This is a genomic window from Psychromonas sp. (assembly GCF_041586535.1).
GTDB lineage: Bacteria > Pseudomonadota > Gammaproteobacteria > Enterobacterales > Psychromonadaceae > Psychromonas.
In genome coordinates this window covers 1-18,588 of record NZ_JBFGZY010000082.1, presented here as the reverse complement: position 1 = coordinate 18,588, position 18,588 = coordinate 1, and the positions used below count along the sequence as shown (strand labels likewise).

Here is an 18,588-nt window from a genome sequence, read left to right as displayed (position 1 = left end):
TCAACAGAAAAGTCATGAAGGTGCGAAAACATATGAGAGGCCAGAGGTAGCTCCTCAACTTGAGCCCGTATATAAGCCAGCATCTAACTTTGTTTGTAATTTCTTTTTGACATACGGCGGGAGTCCATATAAGACCCTAGGTATAGACCCATGATGCTTCAAGATGCAAACTATTTTTGCTCTCTGGTATTTGCTGAGTATAATCCTTTTGTTTTTCACATTTCCATCAGAAAATACTCCTTTAGTAACCGGAAAAGTCACTCTTCTTTGTGAGCCTCTTTTTATACGGCAGGGTGACTGATGAGTACAGGAGATAACTGTTTAATGAATAAAGCACTTTTGCTGACAGCCTTCAAGGCAACCTTTCCCGTGCTGTTCGGCTACATTCCGATGGGCATGGCATTTGGTATCCTGTTCAACGAACTCGGCTTTCACTGGATTTATGCCACCCTGATGGCAACCGTGATCTACGCGGGTGCGGGGCAGTTTATGGCGGTTGGACTACTGGCAAACCACGCCGGTCTTATGGAGGTGGCAATCACCACTTTATTGTTGAATTCACGGCATCTGTTCTACGGAATCTCCCTGATCAACAAGTTCAAGACACGTTGGTGGCGAAAGTTTTACCTAATTTTTGGGCTAACCGACGAAACCTACTCGTTATTGACCGGTACCCATCCCCCTGAAGATAAAGAAAAGACAGACTTTTACCTGTTGATCACGGCATTTAATCATAGCTACTGGGTGATCGGCTCAACCCTCGGCGCTATTCTCGGGGCAAATATCAGTGTTGATACCACCGGACTCGAATTTACGCTGCCGGCATTATTTATGGTGCTGGCAATCGAACAGTACAAGTCGGTGCGCGAATCTCGCCCCTTTATAATGGCTGGAGCAGTCGCTTTTGTGTCGATTTGGTTGTTTAGTCGCGACAATATGTTACTGATGTCGATCATGTTATCTATTATTATTCTGCTGCTGTTTCGCTGCGTACAAAAGCCGGGTAAGCCACAAAAACAAGGAGCCTTATAGATGCAGGATATCCACTACTTATTATTAGTTATAACGGTAATGGCAATCGCCACCTTTATGACCCGGGCACTACCTTTTATCCTCCTGTATAAAGTCAGCGATCATCCTATGCTGCTCTATCTGGGCCGTTACCTGCCACCAGTCATGATGGTACTGTTACTGTTCTACTGTTTTCGCGATCTGCGTTTTAGCACGTTCAACGATGGTCCTGCTGAACTGCTGGCACTTGCTTTAGTTGTTGGACTGCATCTATGGCGGGGCAATGCCCTGCTAAGTATTATGGCAGGCACCGGTCTGTATATGTTTCTTTGCCAGTCGGCGCTGGCAGGTTGATAACGATTAAGTTATTTAATTCTTAAGCCGTTATTAACTGCGCAGATCGTTATTTATTGCCTTCCAGATCTCAACCATTGAGCGGTCAACTAAATAGAAATAAATATCTAATGTTTTAAATTCCTGCTCATAACAGATATCTAATGCAACTTCTGCAGCCTCCCTATGCGGATAACCGTAAATACCGCAGGAGATAGCCGGAAAAGCCACGCTTTTACAGTGGTTTTCAAGGGCTAAACGCAGCGAGTTGAGATAAGCGGACTCGAGGGAAACACTGGGGTTGGAGGCTTGTTTATATATCGGGCCGACGGTATGAATCACATACTTTGCCGCTAAATCTCCCGCGGGGGTGATACGCGCTTCTCCGCAAGGACAGCGTTTTCCGTTAACTTGTTTAACTTTAAGACATGCCTCTTTTAATGCCGGGCCGGCGGCACGATGAATAGCCCCATCAACACCACCACCGCCCAGCATCACCGGATTAGCAGCATTCACAATGGCATCAACATTTGCCTCAGTTAAATCACCTTCAACAATTCTAATATTACCCATCAAAGCGGCCCTCTTGTCATTAGCTGTAGATCATGGCGCCTTTGTAAATGCTGCAGCTTTTAAGCGAACAGCAAGCCAGGCGTTTGTCATCAGCTAAGTTTAGCACCATATGCAAATAGAGAGGTGCCGTCAGTTGCCCGCCACCCTCACAAAGGTTAAGACAGCTTTTCTCATTTTTATTTTTTAGGCTTTAGAGCGGATAAAAAACTATGACTTAGCCAGGCGTACAACGTAGAGCAAAATAACCGCGCCGACGGTCGCAGTAACCAGTGACCCGATAAAACTGCCCGAATGCAGTCCGAGCAGACGAAACGCAAAACCACCAATAAATGAACCAATTACGCCAATGACTATATTGCCGAAGAGACCAAAACCGGATCCTTTTATAAGTTGCCCGGCAAACCAACCGGCCAGAGCACCAATGATAAGAAATGCAATTAATGACATAAAACTCTCCTTATTTTAAATAGCTTTTTCTAGTTTAGACCATTACTTATTATCTAAAACAATACGCAGTACAAGCTGCAAACAGCATATTTTTATTTTTTGTTAACCCTTTAAAACGGCAGGAATAAGGTTATTTAACAAAAGTGCCCCCTGTTCGCTTAACAGCCAGAATAAAGCACCTGAATTCAGGAGCACGGTCACCCAGTATACTGCTTTAAATTCCTGTTTATTTGACTTATGACGTAACTTATTTCGCGCATACAAAGCACCCGGCCAGCCACCAGCAAGCGCAAACAGATGCAGGGTACTCTCTTGTGTTCGCCAGCGCCCGTTTTGTGCAGCGGACTTATCTATTGCATAGGCAATATAAGCGACAATACTCATTAACAGATAAAAAGCCGGTACAACAACAGGTAATTTGTTTGTCAGTACTAGCACAATCAGCCCGGCACAAAAAGTTAATGTGAAAACCGTGCTGACCATATTGCTCTTGTTTAATTTGGACTTTGCCTTAGATTTTCTGCTGTCACAGGCAAATTTTATCTTAGCTGCCCGATAGCGCTTATTTTTATCTGCCGCCAATTCATAAATAATAAGATCACCATTAGCCGGCCGACGAGATCCACCGGTAAAAGCGTTGATATGTACAAAAGCGCGCTCACCGCCGCCATTGGGCTCAACAAAACCAAACCCTTTATCATCATTCCAATTGAAAACCTTACCCTGAAACTTCATATATATACCCATGATACTTCAAGATGCAAAGTCAGCAAGGCAAATTGTGCCGAGATGCTAGGCATAAAATTGAAGTATAGTTATTCTACATAGAGATTTTATAACAACGCAGATGGGTACAATTTACCTTGCCCTATGGGGCGCGACCTCGAAAACCAGCGCTGCGTTGCACCAATCGAAAAGGGAATTCCATTACCTCGTGTTGCGTCTTGCTCTGGCCTCCGAGCTCGCGCCTGACAAAGCATTTTGAAGTAACATGGGTATAAACCCGAAAAAGTTAACTTCTGAAATCGCTATTTTATATTTTGCCTCACGTTGGCAAAAACCTGACGGTCCATAAACAAAGTGAGCGACTCAATAAGCTGGTTAAATCCGTCCATGGTCAGCTTCAGATAATTAAATTTTGTACTTTGCCCTTGTCGATAACAACCGGATTGTCTGCTGTGCTTTGAAGAGATAAGGACAATCGCCTCCTGTGCTCCTTTACGGCAAAGCGCAAGGCGATAGCAGTAAACGGAACTTGCCTCGGCAAATGACAAGTGAAGATTTGCATAAAGGCCAGGGGCAATCTCAGCGCAGAAAATGGGTTTTCCCGCGGTTAACCAGAGCGCCAGACGAGTCCATAAAGAAAATACTTTTTCTTCACCAGCAGGGCAAAGACCCCGCCCCTGCAGCACAGTGCAAAGCGCTATCATGTTCTTTTCGTAATGTGGAAGCAGGATTTCAAATATTGCCCTGTTGCCCCTGCGAAACTCGAAACGGTGGGATAAAGATTTACCCTGATAATAGGTGTAAAACAGTTCAATACCCTTTTCCCCTGGCAAAAAACAGATAGGCAGATTTACTTCCCTACCCAACGCGGATAAAGCTAATGATTGTTTAAAAGTGGACATCTTTCATCTTGATTTTTTTGTTAAACATCTTGTTATAAAGCCCTCTACGTTGTCACATAACCATTGCGGATTATCCAGCGCAATATCATGCCCGTCATGCAAATTGATAAGCAGCTGCACTTCCCACTGCTGCGCAATTGCTTTGCTGGCTTCATGGCTGACAAGGTTATCGCAGACCGATGAGATAAACAGTACCCTGCAGTTTACCTGTTTATCAATAGTAAACTTAAATGCCGCCCATAATTGCCTAAAAAAATTGATGTTACTGACCGGATATTGTTGAGCATAAGCAACCCAGTTATTGATTACGTTAATATCTTCCGGCCGGTTGGAGAGCAGCTTATAGATAATCTGCTCTCTTTTTCTCACCCCCACGAAGAGTGTCTTGAGAATGGTAAAATAATTTTTCGCCAGTAATCTATGGTAAAACTTAGAGAAATTTGCGGCACTGGTATTAATACAGGTGAGGCTGTTAATTTCTTTCGGGTACATTGTTGCCCACTGCAGGCCAATCATCCCGCCCATTGAAATGGCGATAATATTGACATAAATCTGTCCTTCAAACTCTGCTCTGATCTTGTCCACCATAGACTCAATCGAGGTCGGCGAAGGTTCACGATATCGCTGTCCGGTACCCGGAATATCAACGCATATAATTTTTGCATCAGGAAATGTCTTCGCCAGCAGCGCCGGAAAAATACCCCAATGCCTTTGCTCTCTAAACAATCCCCGAATCAGGACAATAGGTGTTGTTATTTTCATTATCATTTTCCTCCACAATTTTAATCAAAACTGATTTCAGAAGTACCTGATTCAAGGACAGCAAAAAATGACTCTGCGAGATTTTTTGATGCAGTTATTGAGATTGTGCCAGCAGCCTGCGCACTTCGTCAGCACTTGTAGGACGTACCACACGCGCCACTTCCTGACCATTATGCAGCAGGATCAGCGTCGGCCAGAGCTTAACCCTGAAAGCCCGCCCCAAGACCTTTCCTTTACCGTCATAGACCTTGATATGCAGCAGATCTGACTGTTCGCGCAATACTTCCTGCACTGCAGGTGTTGCCGCCTGACAGTAACCGCACCAGGGTGTACCGAATTCAACAACAGCATTACCACTGAGCCCGCTCACCTGCTCAAGTGTCGGAGCCTGTTCCGCATAATCCGGATTAAACCCCATTTGACCGGCTTTCATAGTATTTTCCCCTTCAAAACTGATAAAAAGTAATGATTTTCCGGGCCAGAAATCATTACTGAGCGCATATTAAAGAGATCGTTTTTTACCTCTATTTAGGTTATCAGCGGTATTTTTGGCACAAACGATAAGCAAGAATATGATTAGTTCATAAAGATTAAAAGCCCCACCGCTACTGCTTGAATAACCCTCACGATGAACAATTTTAACCTGCTCTGGATTCTTTTTGATATTTTCTTTAAACCTTGTAAGTTGCATATGCAGGTTTTTAGTCATCTCCTCAGAGGCTATATTAAACCCTTTGAGACTGTCCTCCCGCAGCTGCTTGCTAAGGTTTACAGGCGTCGCACTGCCTTTTACCACACTTGTACCGGGCGCCCGAAATAACATCTTTTTACTTTTGATATCATAAACCACAGTATCCAACATTGTGCTGGTGTCATTCATCTCTCCGGAAACGACATAAGCTCCGACTATGGTCCAGTAGGTTAATGAGAGCACGCCTTCATCTGTAAACTGGACCTGATCGTATGAAACCAGCGCGATAATATCGATACCGTACATTGTCTGTATCTGCTCAAGATTATTAAAACTGCCACCAGCTTTAAGTTACTCCGCGGGGATAACCTCAATATCACTAACGAAACTGAGCGCTTTAAAGCTGCTGGCTACCTTCTCAAGTAATTCTGTTTTACTGACTGATGTTAATCCGGCTCCGCTTTGCTCTGGCACAAATGCAATCCCCACTTTAAGCGGGAGATTTAAGGTCGGAATAGAGGGTTGGATAACAGTGTTTAACTCCGTTGGATAGAGAAAGTCTACAACGCTGCTTGTTGATCTAGACTGCTGGCTAGTGCAACTTATCTGTAAAAAAACAAAAATTAAAACGCTGCAAAATAGAGTTTTATTTCTCATGCTAACTACCCCTCACTGTTATCCAAGCTACTTTAATAGCCTCTTCAGGCAGTTTGCCAATCAATATTTTTGGCAATAACCTGTTTTTCACACAATGATCTATAACAGTTTGTAAAATCAGAAAATACTCAGAGACCTATGGAAAGCCTTACTTCCCTTCTCCTGCCCAAATATTAGGATATATATCTAAATTAGCCATCTCTGCAGGAGGAGAAAAAAGACAAATGTTCTAATAAGTGACGAGCGGCCAGAAAAGGGCGGAGAGCTATGATCTACGATAGACAGGTTAAAGAGTCAGGGATTCTAGAGGGGTATAACTTTCGAGAAATAGCACATACAGGGTATTTTTGCCCTGTATGTGCTGTAATTTAGTTAAATGCGCGGGCAACTCGGCCTGTAGAGGTTAGCTGGTATTGCTGTGCATAGGCAGGAATAAAGACTGACTCACCTTTGCCAATGGTGACTGTTTCACCATTTTGATGTCTTAAGGTTAGATCTGCATCCAAAGCCAAGAGGATCTCTGCGCTTTGTGTCTTTATGGTTAAATCCTTCACAGATTCAAATAGTGCGAATTTAAAATCATCCACCGGAATAGCGTAATACAACCCACCCTGTTTTTCTTCAGGCGTAAATCGCAGCGTATCAAAAGGGATAGCTTCAAACTTAGTACAAGCAACCAACTCTTTTACATCAATATATTTTGGCGTTAAACCGGCACGTAAAACGTTATCAGAATTGGCCATGATCTCCAGACCGGTGCCTTTGAGATACGCATGCGGCGTACAGGCATAGAGGAACATCGCTTCGCCAGGTTGCAGGGTGATCACATTCAGCATTAATGGGGAAAATAAACCGATATCACCCGGATGCTGCTCTGCAAGCTCTAAGATCAGGGCAAATAACGGATCGTTTTTATTGGCATTGGCATACTCAAGCAGTGATTTTACAGCACTTTCTTTTACTTCCCCCTGCAGAGAAAGTATGGCCGAGAAGAAGCTTTCAAGGCCCTTTGAGCCTGGCGCTGCGGCAAATGCATCAACCAGATCAGCAATCGCGCTGATATTGACTTGTTTAAATAAAGCGATTGTTTCTGCAAATTCTCTAAAACCATTCATTGCCTGATAAGGGGTCAGTGCATAGACAAGCTCGGGTTTATGGTTAGGATCTTTATAATTACGGTTTGCAGCAGTGCGCGGAATACCTGCCTGCTCTTCCTTGGCAAAACCTACTTCTGCCTGCGCTTTACTTGGGTGAACCTGAATTGATAAAGCTTCCCCCGCGGCAAGCACTTTAAACAAGTATGGCAGTTCACCAAATTGCGCCTCAGTTTGTGCAGTCAAAGTCTCTGATTTATGCTGGTTGATAAAATTAGATAAAAGCTGTGTTTCTGAATCTATCTTGATTTTAGAGCAACCATTGGGATGAGCCCCCATCCAGATCTCTGCCTGATGCTGGTTATCAGGGTTGTTAATACCTAACAGTTCACGGATAGAAGTACGGCTTCCCCAAACATAATTTTGAATAATATTTTCCATTGGGTAAAAGCTGTGTGAAAGTAATTGAGTCATAATAAACCTTTTTTTGAGCGCAAGAATCCCTTAGGGTTTTAAAAGAGGATTTTTAGGCCTCTCTTAGAAACATCTAATTGATTGTTTTTAAATAAGTAAGTTAGTTAGCTTTGGGTGAGAGCTTTACTTTAACGGGAGGCGATTGCCCAGCAGCAAGGTTGCGGCAATATTTCTGGCCGTTCGCGTTAAATTTGCTTCAGCTTCTGTTAATACTTGAGGAAGTTTTTGCGGAGATCTGACGGTACCAAAGATACTGTCGATATTGTCGTAGAGTGCTTCTACTTGTGTGCCTAAGGATCCGGCAATCGCAATCACGGGAATGGCGCGTGCCTGAGCACGTTTAGCAATACCAAAAGGTGTTTTGCCATTAAGCGTCTGATTATCCATCTGCCCTTCACCGGTGATCACTAAATCAGCACCTTGTAGCGCATCATCGACCTTTAAAATATCCAGCACCATATCGATACCTGCTTGAATTTGAATATTAAAGGCTAAGGATAAACCCAGTGGCGCGCCGCCTGCAGCGCCGAATCCGGCACTATTTTGCTGGTTGATATTGGTAGTCTGCGCCGCAATATCGGCAAAATGACCTAAGGCACGATCAAGCAACTCAACCATCTCCGGGGTTGCCCCTTTTTGCGGTCCAAATACGTGACTTGCACCATTGTCGCCGGTTAATGGGTTTGATACATCACAGGCAACAATAAATTCCACCTCGGCGCAGCGTTTATCAAGGTTGCTTAGATCGATAACAGCTAAATCAGCAAGTGCCGCGCCGCCAACAGGCAGTTGATTTCCCTGAGCATCTAATAATTGACCGCCAAGGGCCTGTAAAATACCCGCACCACCATCATTGGTTGCACTACCGCCTAAACCAATCACAATTTTTTCAACGCCTAAATCTAATGCCTGCAGTATTGATTGCCCGGTGCCAAAGCTAGTCGCGATAAGCGGGTTACGTTGATCAGGGGTAATCAGATCCAGACCGGAAGCCGCCGCTATTTCGATTAATGCGGTTTTAGCCTGCCCGTCATTAAGCAACGCCCATACCGCATTAACATTACCTGAAATAGGGCCATGAACGTTCTGCTTTTGCCTTTCCCCATTAAGCGCATCAACTAAAACATCAACCGTCCCTTCGCCGCCATCGGCAAGAGGGATTTTGATATATTGACACTCTGGGAAAATTTGCGAAAAACCTTTTTCAATGCAAGTTGCCACTGCCATGGCCGAAAGCGATTCTTTAAATGAATCGGGTGCGATAACAATTTTCATAACTTCACCTCTTACCCCTTATCACTAAAGGGCTGTAGTTAATGTTTTTAGTTAATGTTTTTAGTTAAAGTTTAATGCGGTATTTTTAGGCTGAAATGGCGCTAATCAACTAAAATCAGTTAGTTGCCATGTAGCTATAGCCAAGTTACTTGAAGATGCAGGAGTCTGCAAGATGATAAGTGATGATATTCTAGGCAGAGGGCTGATGAGCTAAACGAAGAGCAGCGTTTATCGACTTGCCCTTCGGGAGTTTGCCTATCTATGAGATTTTATTGTTTCATTAAAAAGGACTTTTTATTATTCCAACATCTCTAATATTTTTTTCAGCGCTTCAATAAAACGCTCAGCTTCTTCGAGGGTATTATAAATTGAAAATGAGACACGCACTGTGCCTTTGCAGTTAAGCTCCGCCATCAATGGCATCGCGCAATGCGTTCCGCTGCGCACGGCAATCCCCTGCGCATCTAATAACATCGCAATATCGGCAGAGTGCTCACCCTGCACAGAAAAACTCAGCGCAGCGGATTTAACCCCGCCGGCGTTAAAAACAGTGATTTCTGGCATTTCTGCTAGTGCTTGCTCAGTAAAACTTAATAACGACAGTTCGTGGTCGATCAAATCCTGACGGTTAAAAGCACTGATAAAGTCAATTGCCGCGCCCAACCCTATCACGCCGGCGATATTAGGCGTACCTGCCTCAAATTTAAAAGGTAACTGGTTGTAGGTGGTTTTTTCAAAACTGACAGTTTTAATCATCTCGCCCCCTCCCTGCCAGGGAGGCAGAGCGTCTAACAGATCCTGTTTACCGAATAAAACCCCGACACCTGTCGGGCCAAATAATTTATGGGCGGAAAAAACATAATAATCACAATCAATATCCTGCACATCAACCAGCTGATGCGCAACCGCCTGGGCACCATCGATAATAACCTGGGCGCCGGCCTGATGAGCCAGTCTGGTTATCTCTTTAACGGGGGTTATCACACCCAGCGCATTGGAGACATGGGTCACCGATACAATTTTGGTTTTGTCGCTCAGAAGATCCTGATAAGCATTAAGATCCAGCTGCTGATCCTCGGTCAACGGAATGATTTTCAGGATGACTCCCCGGGATTCAGCCAGCATCTGCCAGGGCACGATATTAGCGTGATGCTCCAGCGTACTGATAACGATCTCATCACCGACCTGCAGCTGTTTCGATAATACGTTAGCTAATAAATTAATGCCTTCCGTTGTCCCTTTTGTCCAGATAATCTCTTTGCAGTCTCTGGCGTTAATAAATGTTTTGACTTTTTCTCTTACCGCTTCAAAGGCAGTTGTTGCACGCAGGCTTAAATGGTGGCTGGCACGGTGGACATTGGCATTATCGTTAAAATAATAGGCGTTCATCGCCTTCACCATAACCTGCGGTTTTTGTGTTGTGGCCGCATTATCCAAATAGATCAGAGGATGTTCATTAATCGTCTGATCTAAGATCGGAAAATGCTGACGTATCTGGTAAACACAAAATGGAGAGTTTGACAAAATTATTCCGCCTTTAAACCTGTATTAAAACAATCTGCAATTAACGGCATCACCGGATACATGCAGATGCCCGGAGATGAAAATGAAGCTTTTTAGCCGTTACGTCCTTCAACCATCAGACGTTTCATTTCCGTCACCGCAGCAGCAAAACCGTCAACAAGCGCGCGTGCAACAATCGCATGACCGATATTAAGTTCGATAATCTCAGGTAATGCGGCAATGGGTTTAACATTATGATAGTTCAAACCGTGGCCGGCATTCACTTTTAACCCGGCTTTATGTGCATAGGTTGCCGCTTTGGCGATACGCTGTAACTCAGCATCCTGAATCTGCTCAGACTGCGCATCGGCATATTGTCCCGTGTGCAGCTCAATATAGGCGGCGCCGGTTTTATATGCGGCATCAATTTGTGCATTTTCCGGATCAATAAATAAAGAGACTTGAATACCGGCGCTGTTTAAACGGCTTACCACAGATTCAATTTTAGCAAATGAACCGACCACGTCTAAGCCGCCTTCAGTGGTTAACTCTTCACGTTTTTCCGGTACCAGACAAACAAAGGCTGGCTGTGTTTTTAATGCAATTTCAACCATCTCTTCGGTCACGGCCATCTCTAAGTTCATCCGTGTTTGTAAGGTTTGTGCAAGCACCGCAACATCACGGTCTCTAATATGGCGGCGATCTTCGCGCAGATGGATAGTGATACCATCGGCTCCGGCGCACTCGGCAACAGCTGCTAAATGAGCAGGCTCAGGGAAACAAGTACCGCGCGCATTACGTAAGGTTGCGATATGATCGATATTAACGCCAAGTAAGATCTTGCTCATTGATAAATTATCCTTTGTTATTTAGCCGCAAAGAGTGTGCGGCTATGTAATGGTTTTCCACCTAATAAGTGGGCTAATGCCTGCCGGCAAAATCGCTTTGCTGATTTTAATACATTTGCATCTGAAAAATCGCGCCGCCCCAGGGCGATTATATCTGCTCCGCTATAAACGTCATGTTTTTTATGGATTGCCTGTTTGGCAAAAAAACCCTCCTGCTGCACATATTGATATTCGTAGCCGTCTTCAATCAATTCACCGCTATAAATATCTTCACTAAAGTTAACGCCGTAACCTAATGTTTCAATTAAGGTTAATTCAAAAAGGCGCAGAGCTATCTGCGGATCGTTATCACCGGCAATGTGTAACAGGGTTTTCTGATAACATTCAAACAAACCATCACAAGCTGTTTCATCCTGCAGTAAACGGTATAATAATTCATTGATATACATGGCCATGAACAGGCGCTGTCCGACCAGAGGAACTACCTGGCTTTTTGCTTCAACGGATTTAACCGTTTTCAGGCTGCCGCGACCAAAATAACTGACTTGTAACAGGGTAAAGGGTTGCGCCATACCGCGTTTCATACGCGTACTGCTGCGTCCGCCTTTATAAACCAGGCTCACTTTACCAACGTCTTCACAGAAAAGATAAACCAGCTGACTAGTCTCCCCGTAGGGACGCCGATGCAGAATAAACGCATTGTGAGACTCGATTGACATTCAATAACCTCTGAAAACGGCGAGCTAGGAGTCATTAGTAACTAGTCACTAGTCACGAGCAGACAGCTGACAGCTAACGGCTAACGGCTGAAAGCCTTGCACAGACTAACCGTTATAATCATCGCCATAACCTAAGCTGCGCAGAGCCCGGTCATCATCCGCCCAACCGGATTTAACTTTTACCCAAATCTCCAGGAATACTTTTGCATCAAATAACTCTTCCATGTCGATCCGCGCCTGCTTACCAATCGCTTTGAGTTTTTCACCTTTATTACCGATCACCATGCGTTTTTGGCCTTCACGTTCAACCAGGATCAACGCATTGATATGCAGCACACCATTCTCTTTCTGTTTAAACTGCTCTATCTCAACGGTAACCGAATAGGGTAATTCATCCCCCAAAAAGCGCATTAGTTTTTCACGGACGATTTCGGATGCCATAAAACGTGAAGAACGGTCAGTAATATAATCTTCCGGAAAATAGTGCTCCGATTCCGGCAACACTTCTTTTGCCCAGACACGAAGTTTTTCGATGTTGTCACCTTTTTTAGCTGACATCGGCAAAATATGTTTAAAGTTATAACGCTTACCCAGTTCCTGCAGATGCGGTAATAGCAGCTCTTTATCTTCAACGTTATCAATTTTGTTAACCGCTAAAATAACCGGACATTTCAGGTACTGAAACTTCTTCAGCACCATTTCATCGTCTTCATTCCAGTGCGTGCCCTCAACAACAAAAATCACCATTTCAACATCATTGATGGAGCTTGATGCAGAGCGGTTCATTAAGCGGTTTATCGCACGTTTCTCTTCGATATGAAGTCCCGGAGTATCGACAAAGATAGTTTGATAATCACCATCGGTATCAATGCCTAAGATACGGTGACGCGTAGTTTGCGCTTTACGCGAGGTAATACTTACTTTCTGGCCTAACAGAGCATTAATCAGCGTCGATTTACCTACGTTAGGTCGCCCAACTATTGCCACTAAGCCGCATTTCTGAGTCATTATTTCGCTCCTAACATTGGAAAATCAAGATTTGTTTCCAGCATCTTGTTCAGCTGTTCTGCTACTGCCTGCAATCCGCATTTACGTGTCATTATTTCGCCCCCAATAAAGCATCTAGCATTTTATCAGCAGCTATCTGCTCTGCTTTGCGGCGACTGGTGCCTTGCCCCTGAACGGAGTTTAACCCTTCAATTGAACAGCTCATGGTAAAACGCTGATTATGAGCTTCACCTTTAATATCAAGCACTTCATAAACGGGTAAGGGCTGTTTACGCGACTGCAGATGCTCCTGCAGACGGGTTTTAGGATCTTTTTGGCTAATCCCCGGTTTAATCGACTTCAAACGGCTATCAAACCATTTTAAAATCAGTTGTTTAACCGTTTCTATATCAGAATCTAAAAATACGGCACCGATAATCGCCTCTACGCCATCGGCTATGATAGAATCGCGGCGAAAACCACCGCTTTTTAATTCACCAGGCCCCAGAATCAGACAATCACCAAGCTGAAATTCACGGCCGATCTCTGCCAGCATTTTTCCGCACACCAGGGTCGCACGCATCCGGCTTAAGTCGCCTTCATTGACTTTCGCAAAACGTATATAAAGATCCGTTGAAATGGCATAACTTAAAATAGAGTCCCCCAAGAACTCTAAACGTTCATTATGGTTACCTAGTGCACTGCGATGAGTTAATGCCTGCTGCAGCAATGAAAAATCGGAAAAAGTATAACCAATACGCTTTTCCAGACGTTTTAATTCAGTATCTTTCATTATTTAATCCCACCGACTCTGTTAAAACGGACAGCGCTTGGTACCCAGGAAGGTAATAGACTGGTACTGTCGCGATGAAATTCAAAACTGATCCAGATTGCAACGGCTTTACCCACTAAATTTTTCTCCGGTACAAAGCCCCAATAACGGCTGTCTTTGCTGTTATCCCGGTTATCGCCCATCACAAAATATTGTCCTTCAGGAACAACCCACTCGTAGGCATAAGTCCCCTGCTGCTGAAAATAATGCGCAGGTTGATCCCGGCGCATCGGGTTAATCAATAAACGATGGGCAACTTCGCCTAAAATTTCACTGTAAACCTGCATTTTATTATCTTCATCCGCGAAAGTCTGCTCGCCGAGATAATTCATATCCAGGGCTTTATATGAACCGCATGGTTCACTTTCACAAGCAGGAATTAAATATAACTGTTTATCTTTATAAACCAGGCGATCGCCGGGCAGACCAACAACCCGCTTGATAAAATCTACGCGGATATCTTCCGGATATTTAAACACAGCAACATCACCACGCTTGACCTTACCCATCGGAATTAAGGTGTTCTGCCAGATCGGCTCTTTGACACCGTATGAAAATTTTTCCACCAGAATAAAGTCACCGACTAATAGTGTCGGCATCATCGATCCTGATGGTATTTGGAAGGGCTCATAAATAAATGAGCGCAATACAAACACCACCGCAATTACCGGGAAAAGTGAACGGGCATTTTCAATAACCGGGTTTTCAGGGCAGATCCTTGCCAATGTTTTCTCATCAAGTCCGATCTCGGCTTTATCTTGAGCGGCCTGACGGGCGGCCTGACGCGCAGGCCCCCATTTAATTTTATCAATAACCCAAATAATGCCGGTTACCAGGGTTGCAATAACCAAAATAAGTGCAAAGGTATTTGCCATGTTAATTCCTATAAAAATTGCTGTGATAAAATCACATTATTTAAGCTGACATAATTGAAAAAAACAGTTCAATATCGGTTTAACTAATATGACTAGGTACGTTAATCGCGCGATGGGCAAACGATTATTTAGCAAAACGACGTTAAGATGCTGTTCCTGCATCCTGCGGTTGTTCGGCTGATAAAAAAACAAAAATGCGCAGGTTATAAAACCGGCGCATTAATTTGTTATCTGCGTTTTAAAAAATTGAGTTATTTATCTTTACCTATGTGCAATACCGCTAAAAACGCTTCCTGAGGAACATCTACGTTACCCACTGATTTCATACGTTTTTTACCCTCTTTCTGCTTCTTCAACAGTTTTTTCTTACGGCTGATATCACCGCCGTAACATTTTGCCAATACATTTTTAGTCAATTGTTTAACCGTTGAACGGGCAATAATCTTACTTCCAATCGCAGCTTGTATTGCAATATTGAACATTTGACGAGGAATGAGCTCTTTCATTTTTTCAACCAGCTCACGCCCGTAGTTTTCAGAGTTTGTTCGGTGTGTAATTAACGCCAGCGCATCAACCCGATCGCCATTGATTAATACATCAACTCTCACCATGTCTGCCGGCTGGAATTTAATGAAATTATACTCCAGCGATGCGTAACCACGACTGGTCGATTTCAAACGGTCAAAGAAGTCCATGACCACTTCACCCATGGGAATATGGTAAGTTAACGCAACCTGTTTGCCGTGATAAACCATTTTGGTCTGCACACCACGCTTATTGATACACAGCGTAATCACATTACCCAGGTAGGCCTGCGGCACTAAAATATTACATTCAGCAATTGGCTCGCGGATCTCTTTAAGATCGTTTACCGGCGGTAACTTGGAGGGGCTATCGATGTGCAGCACTTCACCTTTGGTTGTTTCAACTTCATAAACTACCGTTGGTGCCGTAGTTATCAGATCCAGATCGTATTCACGCTCTAAACGCTCCTGAATGATTTCCATATGCAATAAACCAAGGAAACCACAGCGGAAACCAAAACCTAATGCCGATGAATTTTCCGGCTCATAAAAGAGTGACGCATCATTAATACTTAATTTACCCAGTGCATCACGGAAGTTTTCATAATCATCGGTGCTGACCGGGAATAGGCCCGCATATACTTGCGGTTTAGCGCGTTTAAATCCGGGTAATGCGGAAACAGCTTCATGTCCTGAGATAGTCAGGGTATCACCAACGGGGGCCCCTAAAATATCTTTAATGCCAGCAATAACATAACCCACTTCACCCGCTTTTAATATGCCGGTTTCTTTCTGTTTAGGTGTAAAATAACCCACCTTACCGACCTGATGCACCTGCTTGGTAGACATCACTTTCATGCGATCGCCCACTTTAATTTGACCGTGGATAATACGCACCAGCGAGACAACGCCCTGGTAGTTATCAAACCATGAATCGATGATTAATGCCTGTAACGGGCCATTTAAATCACCTACCGGTGGCGGAATACAACGCACTATCTCCTCCAGAACCAGGTCAATACCTAATCCTGTTTTCGCAGAGCAGCGCACCGCATTGGTGGCATCAATACCGATAATATCTTCAATCTCTTCCGCTACACGCTCCGGCTCTGCAGCAGGTAAGTCGATTTTATTTAAAATCGGCACAACCTCTAAATTCATATCCAGTGCGGTGTAACAGTTGGCTAATGTTTGCGCTTCTACACCTTGCCCGGCATCAACCACCAATAACGCACCTTCACAGGCCGCTAATGAGCGTGATACTTCATATGAAAAGTCAACATGCCCGGGGGTGTCGATAAAGTTCAGCTGATAGGTTTCACCATCTTTTGCTTTATAATCCAGGGTGACACTTTGCGCTTTGATGGTAATACCACGCTCACGTTCAATATCCATTGAATCCAGAACTTGAGCAGCCATTTCACGATCAGTTAAGCCGCCGCAGGTGCTGATTAAACGATCTGAAAGAGTCGACTTACCGTGGTCGATATGGGCGATAATCGAAAAGTTACGAATGTTTTTCATGAAGACTTTAAATACCTATTTAATTGCATGCTTATTGTTAATAGATGCTGTGTTTATGGCTTATACCCATGATACTTCAAGATTGCTTTATCAGGACTCAGCTCGAAGACCAGAATAAGGCGCAGCATGAGGATAATGGTGTTCCCTTATCGAATGCTGTAACGCAATACTGGTTTTCGAGCTGAGCCCCCGCAGGGCAAGCCAAATTGTATTCATCTGCGTCGTTATAAAATCTCAATGCAGAATGACTATCCTTCAATTTTATGTCTAGCATCTAAAAACAATTTGGCTTGCTGATTTTGCATCTTGACGTAACATGAGTATATATACCCAAGCCACCTCATGCCATAGCAATCAGCAAGTGGTTTGGGTATAGATTGCCGTGCATTCTATCGAATTTATCCTTTAACCGCTATCTTTATAGCGCCCCGCCAGGTAACAAATAAAAGCAGTGTTCTCCCTGCAAAGTCAGGGCGTGCTGCCCCGTCATTGTCAACTTATGGGCGAGGTAAAAGTGTATTGGTGGTTATCATGAGCCTCCGCCCGGTTATCCATCCCCAAACAAGTTCAAGATGCAAATTCAGAGCGTCCCCCGAAGAGCAAAGCACTTTTAGCAACATATTGTTTTTAGATAATAAAATATCGCTCTGAAGGGGAGAAAATGCTTTTCCATCGTGTTCTATTTCACAAAATACAAGTTCAACTATCAAACATTAATTGAATCTTGTTAAAGAATTAACCAAATTGTTAAATTTAGCTTACAATATCATTGTTTTTTTAGGATGATTGCTGGCAGGGAACAAGACTTTATTGTCGAGCCAAAAACACCAAAAAAGATCTGACCAATTAAATTAAGTGTTACTGGGCCCTCTGGAAAAGTTTGTTTCCAGAGGTTGCTATCATCACCAATAAGCTGTCATTTAGTAAAACGCAGAGTTCGATCAGTAACAGCTTAATTTATAATATTGGTATATGCACACTCATTATTTTTTCTTATCTATCTTTGAGGTTATTTTATTATGAAATCAAACACTCCCGTGTTGCTTTCTGTCATCATTGCTATTGTCGGTTTTGCAGTTATTAAACTGTTCGGCTTAACATTTGAAGGCGCATTTTTATTCGCAATTGGCGCATTGGCCAGCGGAATAGCAATTCAATTTTTAAGCACAAAAGAATCCCCGAGTCCAACAGCCGAAGTGAGTGACGGCGATTTTTCCACCACAACCCTTTATGTCGGTAATTTACCTTACCGGGCAAACGAAATGGCGATACGTACTCTTTTCTCTGAACAGGGTAAAGTACTTTCAGTACGTTTAATGAAAGACAAACATACCGGCAAACGTCGTGGTTTTGGTTTTGTAGAGATGCCTGAAAAGGATGCTCAGAATGCCATTAAGGCATTGAATGAATTTGAATTTCAAGAGCGCTCTTTAAAAGTCCGCGAAGCAAATGAACGCACTCCCAACACAGAATCAAACACTCAACCTTAGTGTAAAATACAAAGCGCTCTGCGGAGCGCTTTTTGTTATGCCCAATTTGTTTTTTCTCTGCCCCCCCCCTTGTAATTATCGTCAGAACAGTGAATCGGCTGTTTTCCCCTTTCTATACCCATGTTACTTCAAAATGCTTTGTCAGGCACGAGCTCGGAGACCAGAGCAAGACGCAACATGAGTTAATGGTTATTCCCTTTTCGATTGGTGCAACGCAGCACTGGTTTTCGAGCTAGCGCCCCGTAGGGCAAGGTAAATTGCACCAATCTGCTTTGTTATAAAATTTCTATGTAGAATAACTATACTTCAATTTTATGCCTGGCATCTCGGCACAATTTGCC

19 protein-coding genes and 1 pseudogene are annotated in these 18,588 nt (G+C 43.6%); 3 read left to right on the top strand and 17 right to left on the bottom strand.

Going from position 1 to position 18,588, the window contains the following annotated elements:
- The first annotated feature begins 324 nt into the window (after positions 1-324).
- Entirely contained in the window at positions 325-1,032 is a 708-nt protein-coding gene (locus ABZA00_RS10435; RefSeq protein ID WP_372882106.1) for an AzlC family ABC transporter permease, read from the top strand.
- A complete protein-coding gene (locus tag ABZA00_RS10430; protein ID WP_372882105.1) occupies positions 1,033-1,365 on the top strand; it encodes a branched-chain amino acid transporter permease in 333 nt (110 codons plus the stop codon). It abuts the gene before it with no gap.
- Positions 1,366-1,398: 33 nt separating this feature from the next.
- Here ABZA00_RS10430 and ABZA00_RS10425 read toward each other — a convergent pair whose 3' ends face one another.
- From ABZA00_RS10425 to lepA, 17 genes and pseudogenes are all read right to left on the bottom strand, one after another.
- Positions 1,399-1,917 (bottom strand): O-acetyl-ADP-ribose deacetylase, encoded by a 519-nt coding sequence (locus ABZA00_RS10425; RefSeq protein WP_372882104.1) that lies wholly within the window; start codon positions 1,915-1,917, stop codon positions 1,399-1,401.
- A gap of 207 nt (positions 1,918-2,124) precedes the next feature.
- On the bottom strand, positions 2,125-2,364 hold the full coding sequence (locus ABZA00_RS10420; protein ID WP_372882103.1) for a GlsB/YeaQ/YmgE family stress response membrane protein: 240 nt from the start codon (positions 2,362-2,364) through the stop codon (positions 2,125-2,127).
- 102 nt (positions 2,365-2,466) lie between these two features.
- Positions 2,467-3,111 (bottom strand): DUF1294 domain-containing protein, encoded by a 645-nt coding sequence (locus ABZA00_RS10415; RefSeq protein WP_372882102.1) that lies wholly within the window; start codon positions 3,109-3,111, stop codon positions 2,467-2,469.
- Positions 3,112-3,392: 281 nt separating this feature from the next.
- Positions 3,393-3,992, bottom strand: coding sequence for a hypothetical protein (locus ABZA00_RS10410; protein WP_372882101.1), 600 nt, complete (start codon positions 3,990-3,992; stop codon positions 3,393-3,395).
- Between the two features lie 3 nt (positions 3,993-3,995).
- Positions 3,996-4,754: an alpha/beta fold hydrolase gene (locus tag ABZA00_RS10405; RefSeq protein ID WP_372882100.1), complete on the bottom strand. Its 759-nt coding sequence runs from the start codon at positions 4,752-4,754 to the stop codon at positions 3,996-3,998.
- 94 nt (positions 4,755-4,848) lie between these two features.
- The gene (locus ABZA00_RS10400) at positions 4,849-5,187 is read right to left on the bottom strand and encodes a thioredoxin family protein (protein WP_372882099.1); all 339 of its coding nucleotides are present in this window, start codon (positions 5,185-5,187) and stop codon (positions 4,849-4,851) included.
- Positions 5,188-5,256: 69 nt separating this feature from the next.
- Positions 5,257-5,784, bottom strand: a pseudogene (rhlP, locus tag ABZA00_RS10395) (rhombotarget lipoprotein); the annotation flags it as partial.
- 12 nt (positions 5,785-5,796) lie between these two features.
- A complete protein-coding gene (locus tag ABZA00_RS10390; RefSeq protein ID WP_372882098.1) occupies positions 5,797-6,102 on the bottom strand; it encodes a hypothetical protein in 306 nt (101 codons plus the stop codon).
- Between the two features lie 368 nt (positions 6,103-6,470).
- Positions 6,471-7,670, bottom strand: coding sequence for a mannose-6-phosphate isomerase, class I (gene manA, locus ABZA00_RS10385; protein ID WP_372882097.1), 1,200 nt, complete (start codon positions 7,668-7,670; stop codon positions 6,471-6,473).
- Between the two features lie 123 nt (positions 7,671-7,793).
- Positions 7,794-8,945, bottom strand: a complete 1,152-nt coding sequence (locus ABZA00_RS10380) for a glycerate kinase (protein ID WP_372882096.1) — start codon at positions 8,943-8,945, stop codon at positions 7,794-7,796.
- 297 nt (positions 8,946-9,242) lie between these two features.
- The gene (locus ABZA00_RS10375; protein ID WP_372882095.1) at positions 9,243-10,469 is read right to left on the bottom strand and encodes an aminotransferase class V-fold PLP-dependent enzyme; all 1,227 of its coding nucleotides are present in this window, start codon (positions 10,467-10,469) and stop codon (positions 9,243-9,245) included.
- A gap of 92 nt (positions 10,470-10,561) precedes the next feature.
- Positions 10,562-11,296: a pyridoxine 5'-phosphate synthase gene (gene pdxJ, locus ABZA00_RS10370; RefSeq protein WP_372882094.1), complete on the bottom strand. Its 735-nt coding sequence runs from the start codon at positions 11,294-11,296 to the stop codon at positions 10,562-10,564.
- Positions 11,297-11,313: 17 nt separating this feature from the next.
- Positions 11,314-12,015: a DNA repair protein RecO gene (gene recO, locus ABZA00_RS10365; protein ID WP_372882093.1), complete on the bottom strand. Its 702-nt coding sequence runs from the start codon at positions 12,013-12,015 to the stop codon at positions 11,314-11,316.
- A gap of 105 nt (positions 12,016-12,120) precedes the next feature.
- Positions 12,121-13,023 (bottom strand): GTPase Era, encoded by a 903-nt coding sequence (gene era / locus ABZA00_RS10360; protein ID WP_372882092.1) that lies wholly within the window; start codon positions 13,021-13,023, stop codon positions 12,121-12,123.
- A gap of 91 nt (positions 13,024-13,114) precedes the next feature.
- Positions 13,115-13,795: a ribonuclease III gene (gene rnc, locus ABZA00_RS10355; protein WP_372882091.1), complete on the bottom strand. Its 681-nt coding sequence runs from the start codon at positions 13,793-13,795 to the stop codon at positions 13,115-13,117.
- On the bottom strand, positions 13,795-14,709 hold the full coding sequence (gene lepB, locus ABZA00_RS10350; RefSeq protein ID WP_372882090.1) for a signal peptidase I: 915 nt from the start codon (positions 14,707-14,709) through the stop codon (positions 13,795-13,797). The genes rnc and lepB overlap by 1 nt, the downstream gene beginning before the upstream one ends.
- Positions 14,710-14,960: 251 nt before the next feature.
- Positions 14,961-16,757, bottom strand: coding sequence for a translation elongation factor 4 (gene lepA, locus ABZA00_RS10345; RefSeq protein ID WP_372882089.1), 1,797 nt, complete (start codon positions 16,755-16,757; stop codon positions 14,961-14,963).
- Positions 16,758-17,776: 1,019 nt separating this feature from the next.
- Between lepA and ABZA00_RS10340 the strand changes: the two genes are divergently transcribed.
- Positions 17,777-18,247, top strand: a complete 471-nt coding sequence (locus ABZA00_RS10340; RefSeq protein WP_372882088.1) for an RNA recognition motif domain-containing protein — start codon at positions 17,777-17,779, stop codon at positions 18,245-18,247.
- Positions 18,248-18,588 lie beyond the last annotated feature (341 nt).

Excerpts from the sequence above, each read along its gene's own strand:
- pdxJ (WP_372882094.1), bottom strand. The coding sequence starts at position 11,296 with ATGAGCAAGATCTTACTTGGCGTTAATATCGATCATATCGCAACCTTA.
- lepB (WP_372882090.1), bottom strand. The coding sequence starts at position 14,709 with ATGGCAAATACCTTTGCACTTATTTTGGTTATTGCAACCCTGGTAACC.
- ABZA00_RS10410 (WP_372882101.1), bottom strand. The coding sequence starts at position 3,992 with ATGTCCACTTTTAAACAATCATTAGCTTTATCCGCGTTGGGTAGGGAA.
- ABZA00_RS10400 (WP_372882099.1), bottom strand. The coding sequence starts at position 5,187 with ATGAAAGCCGGTCAAATGGGGTTTAATCCGGATTATGCGGAACAGGCT.
- ABZA00_RS10390 (WP_372882098.1), bottom strand. The coding sequence starts at position 6,102 with ATGAGAAATAAAACTCTATTTTGCAGCGTTTTAATTTTTGTTTTTTTA.
- era (WP_372882092.1), bottom strand. The coding sequence starts at position 13,023 with ATGACTCAGAAATGCGGCTTAGTGGCAATAGTTGGGCGACCTAACGTA.
- ABZA00_RS10415 (WP_372882102.1), bottom strand. The coding sequence starts at position 3,111 with ATGGGTATATATATGAAGTTTCAGGGTAAGGTTTTCAATTGGAATGAT.
- ABZA00_RS10425 (WP_372882104.1), bottom strand. The coding sequence starts at position 1,917 with ATGGGTAATATTAGAATTGTTGAAGGTGATTTAACTGAGGCAAATGTT.
- recO (WP_372882093.1), bottom strand. The coding sequence starts at position 12,015 with ATGTCAATCGAGTCTCACAATGCGTTTATTCTGCATCGGCGTCCCTAC.
- ABZA00_RS10435 (WP_372882106.1), top strand. The coding sequence starts at position 325 with ATGAATAAAGCACTTTTGCTGACAGCCTTCAAGGCAACCTTTCCCGTG.
- ABZA00_RS10380 (WP_372882096.1), bottom strand. The coding sequence starts at position 8,945 with ATGAAAATTGTTATCGCACCCGATTCATTTAAAGAATCGCTTTCGGCC.
- ABZA00_RS10420 (WP_372882103.1), bottom strand. The coding sequence starts at position 2,364 with ATGTCATTAATTGCATTTCTTATCATTGGTGCTCTGGCCGGTTGGTTT.
- rnc (WP_372882091.1), bottom strand. The coding sequence starts at position 13,795 with ATGAAAGATACTGAATTAAAACGTCTGGAAAAGCGTATTGGTTATACT.
- lepA (WP_372882089.1), bottom strand. The coding sequence starts at position 16,757 with ATGAAAAACATTCGTAACTTTTCGATTATCGCCCATATCGACCACGGT.
- ABZA00_RS10430 (WP_372882105.1), top strand. The coding sequence starts at position 1,033 with ATGCAGGATATCCACTACTTATTATTAGTTATAACGGTAATGGCAATC.
- ABZA00_RS10340 (WP_372882088.1), top strand. The coding sequence starts at position 17,777 with ATGAAATCAAACACTCCCGTGTTGCTTTCTGTCATCATTGCTATTGTC.
- ABZA00_RS10405 (WP_372882100.1), bottom strand. The coding sequence starts at position 4,754 with ATGAAAATAACAACACCTATTGTCCTGATTCGGGGATTGTTTAGAGAG.
- manA (WP_372882097.1), bottom strand. The coding sequence starts at position 7,670 with ATGACTCAATTACTTTCACACAGCTTTTACCCAATGGAAAATATTATT.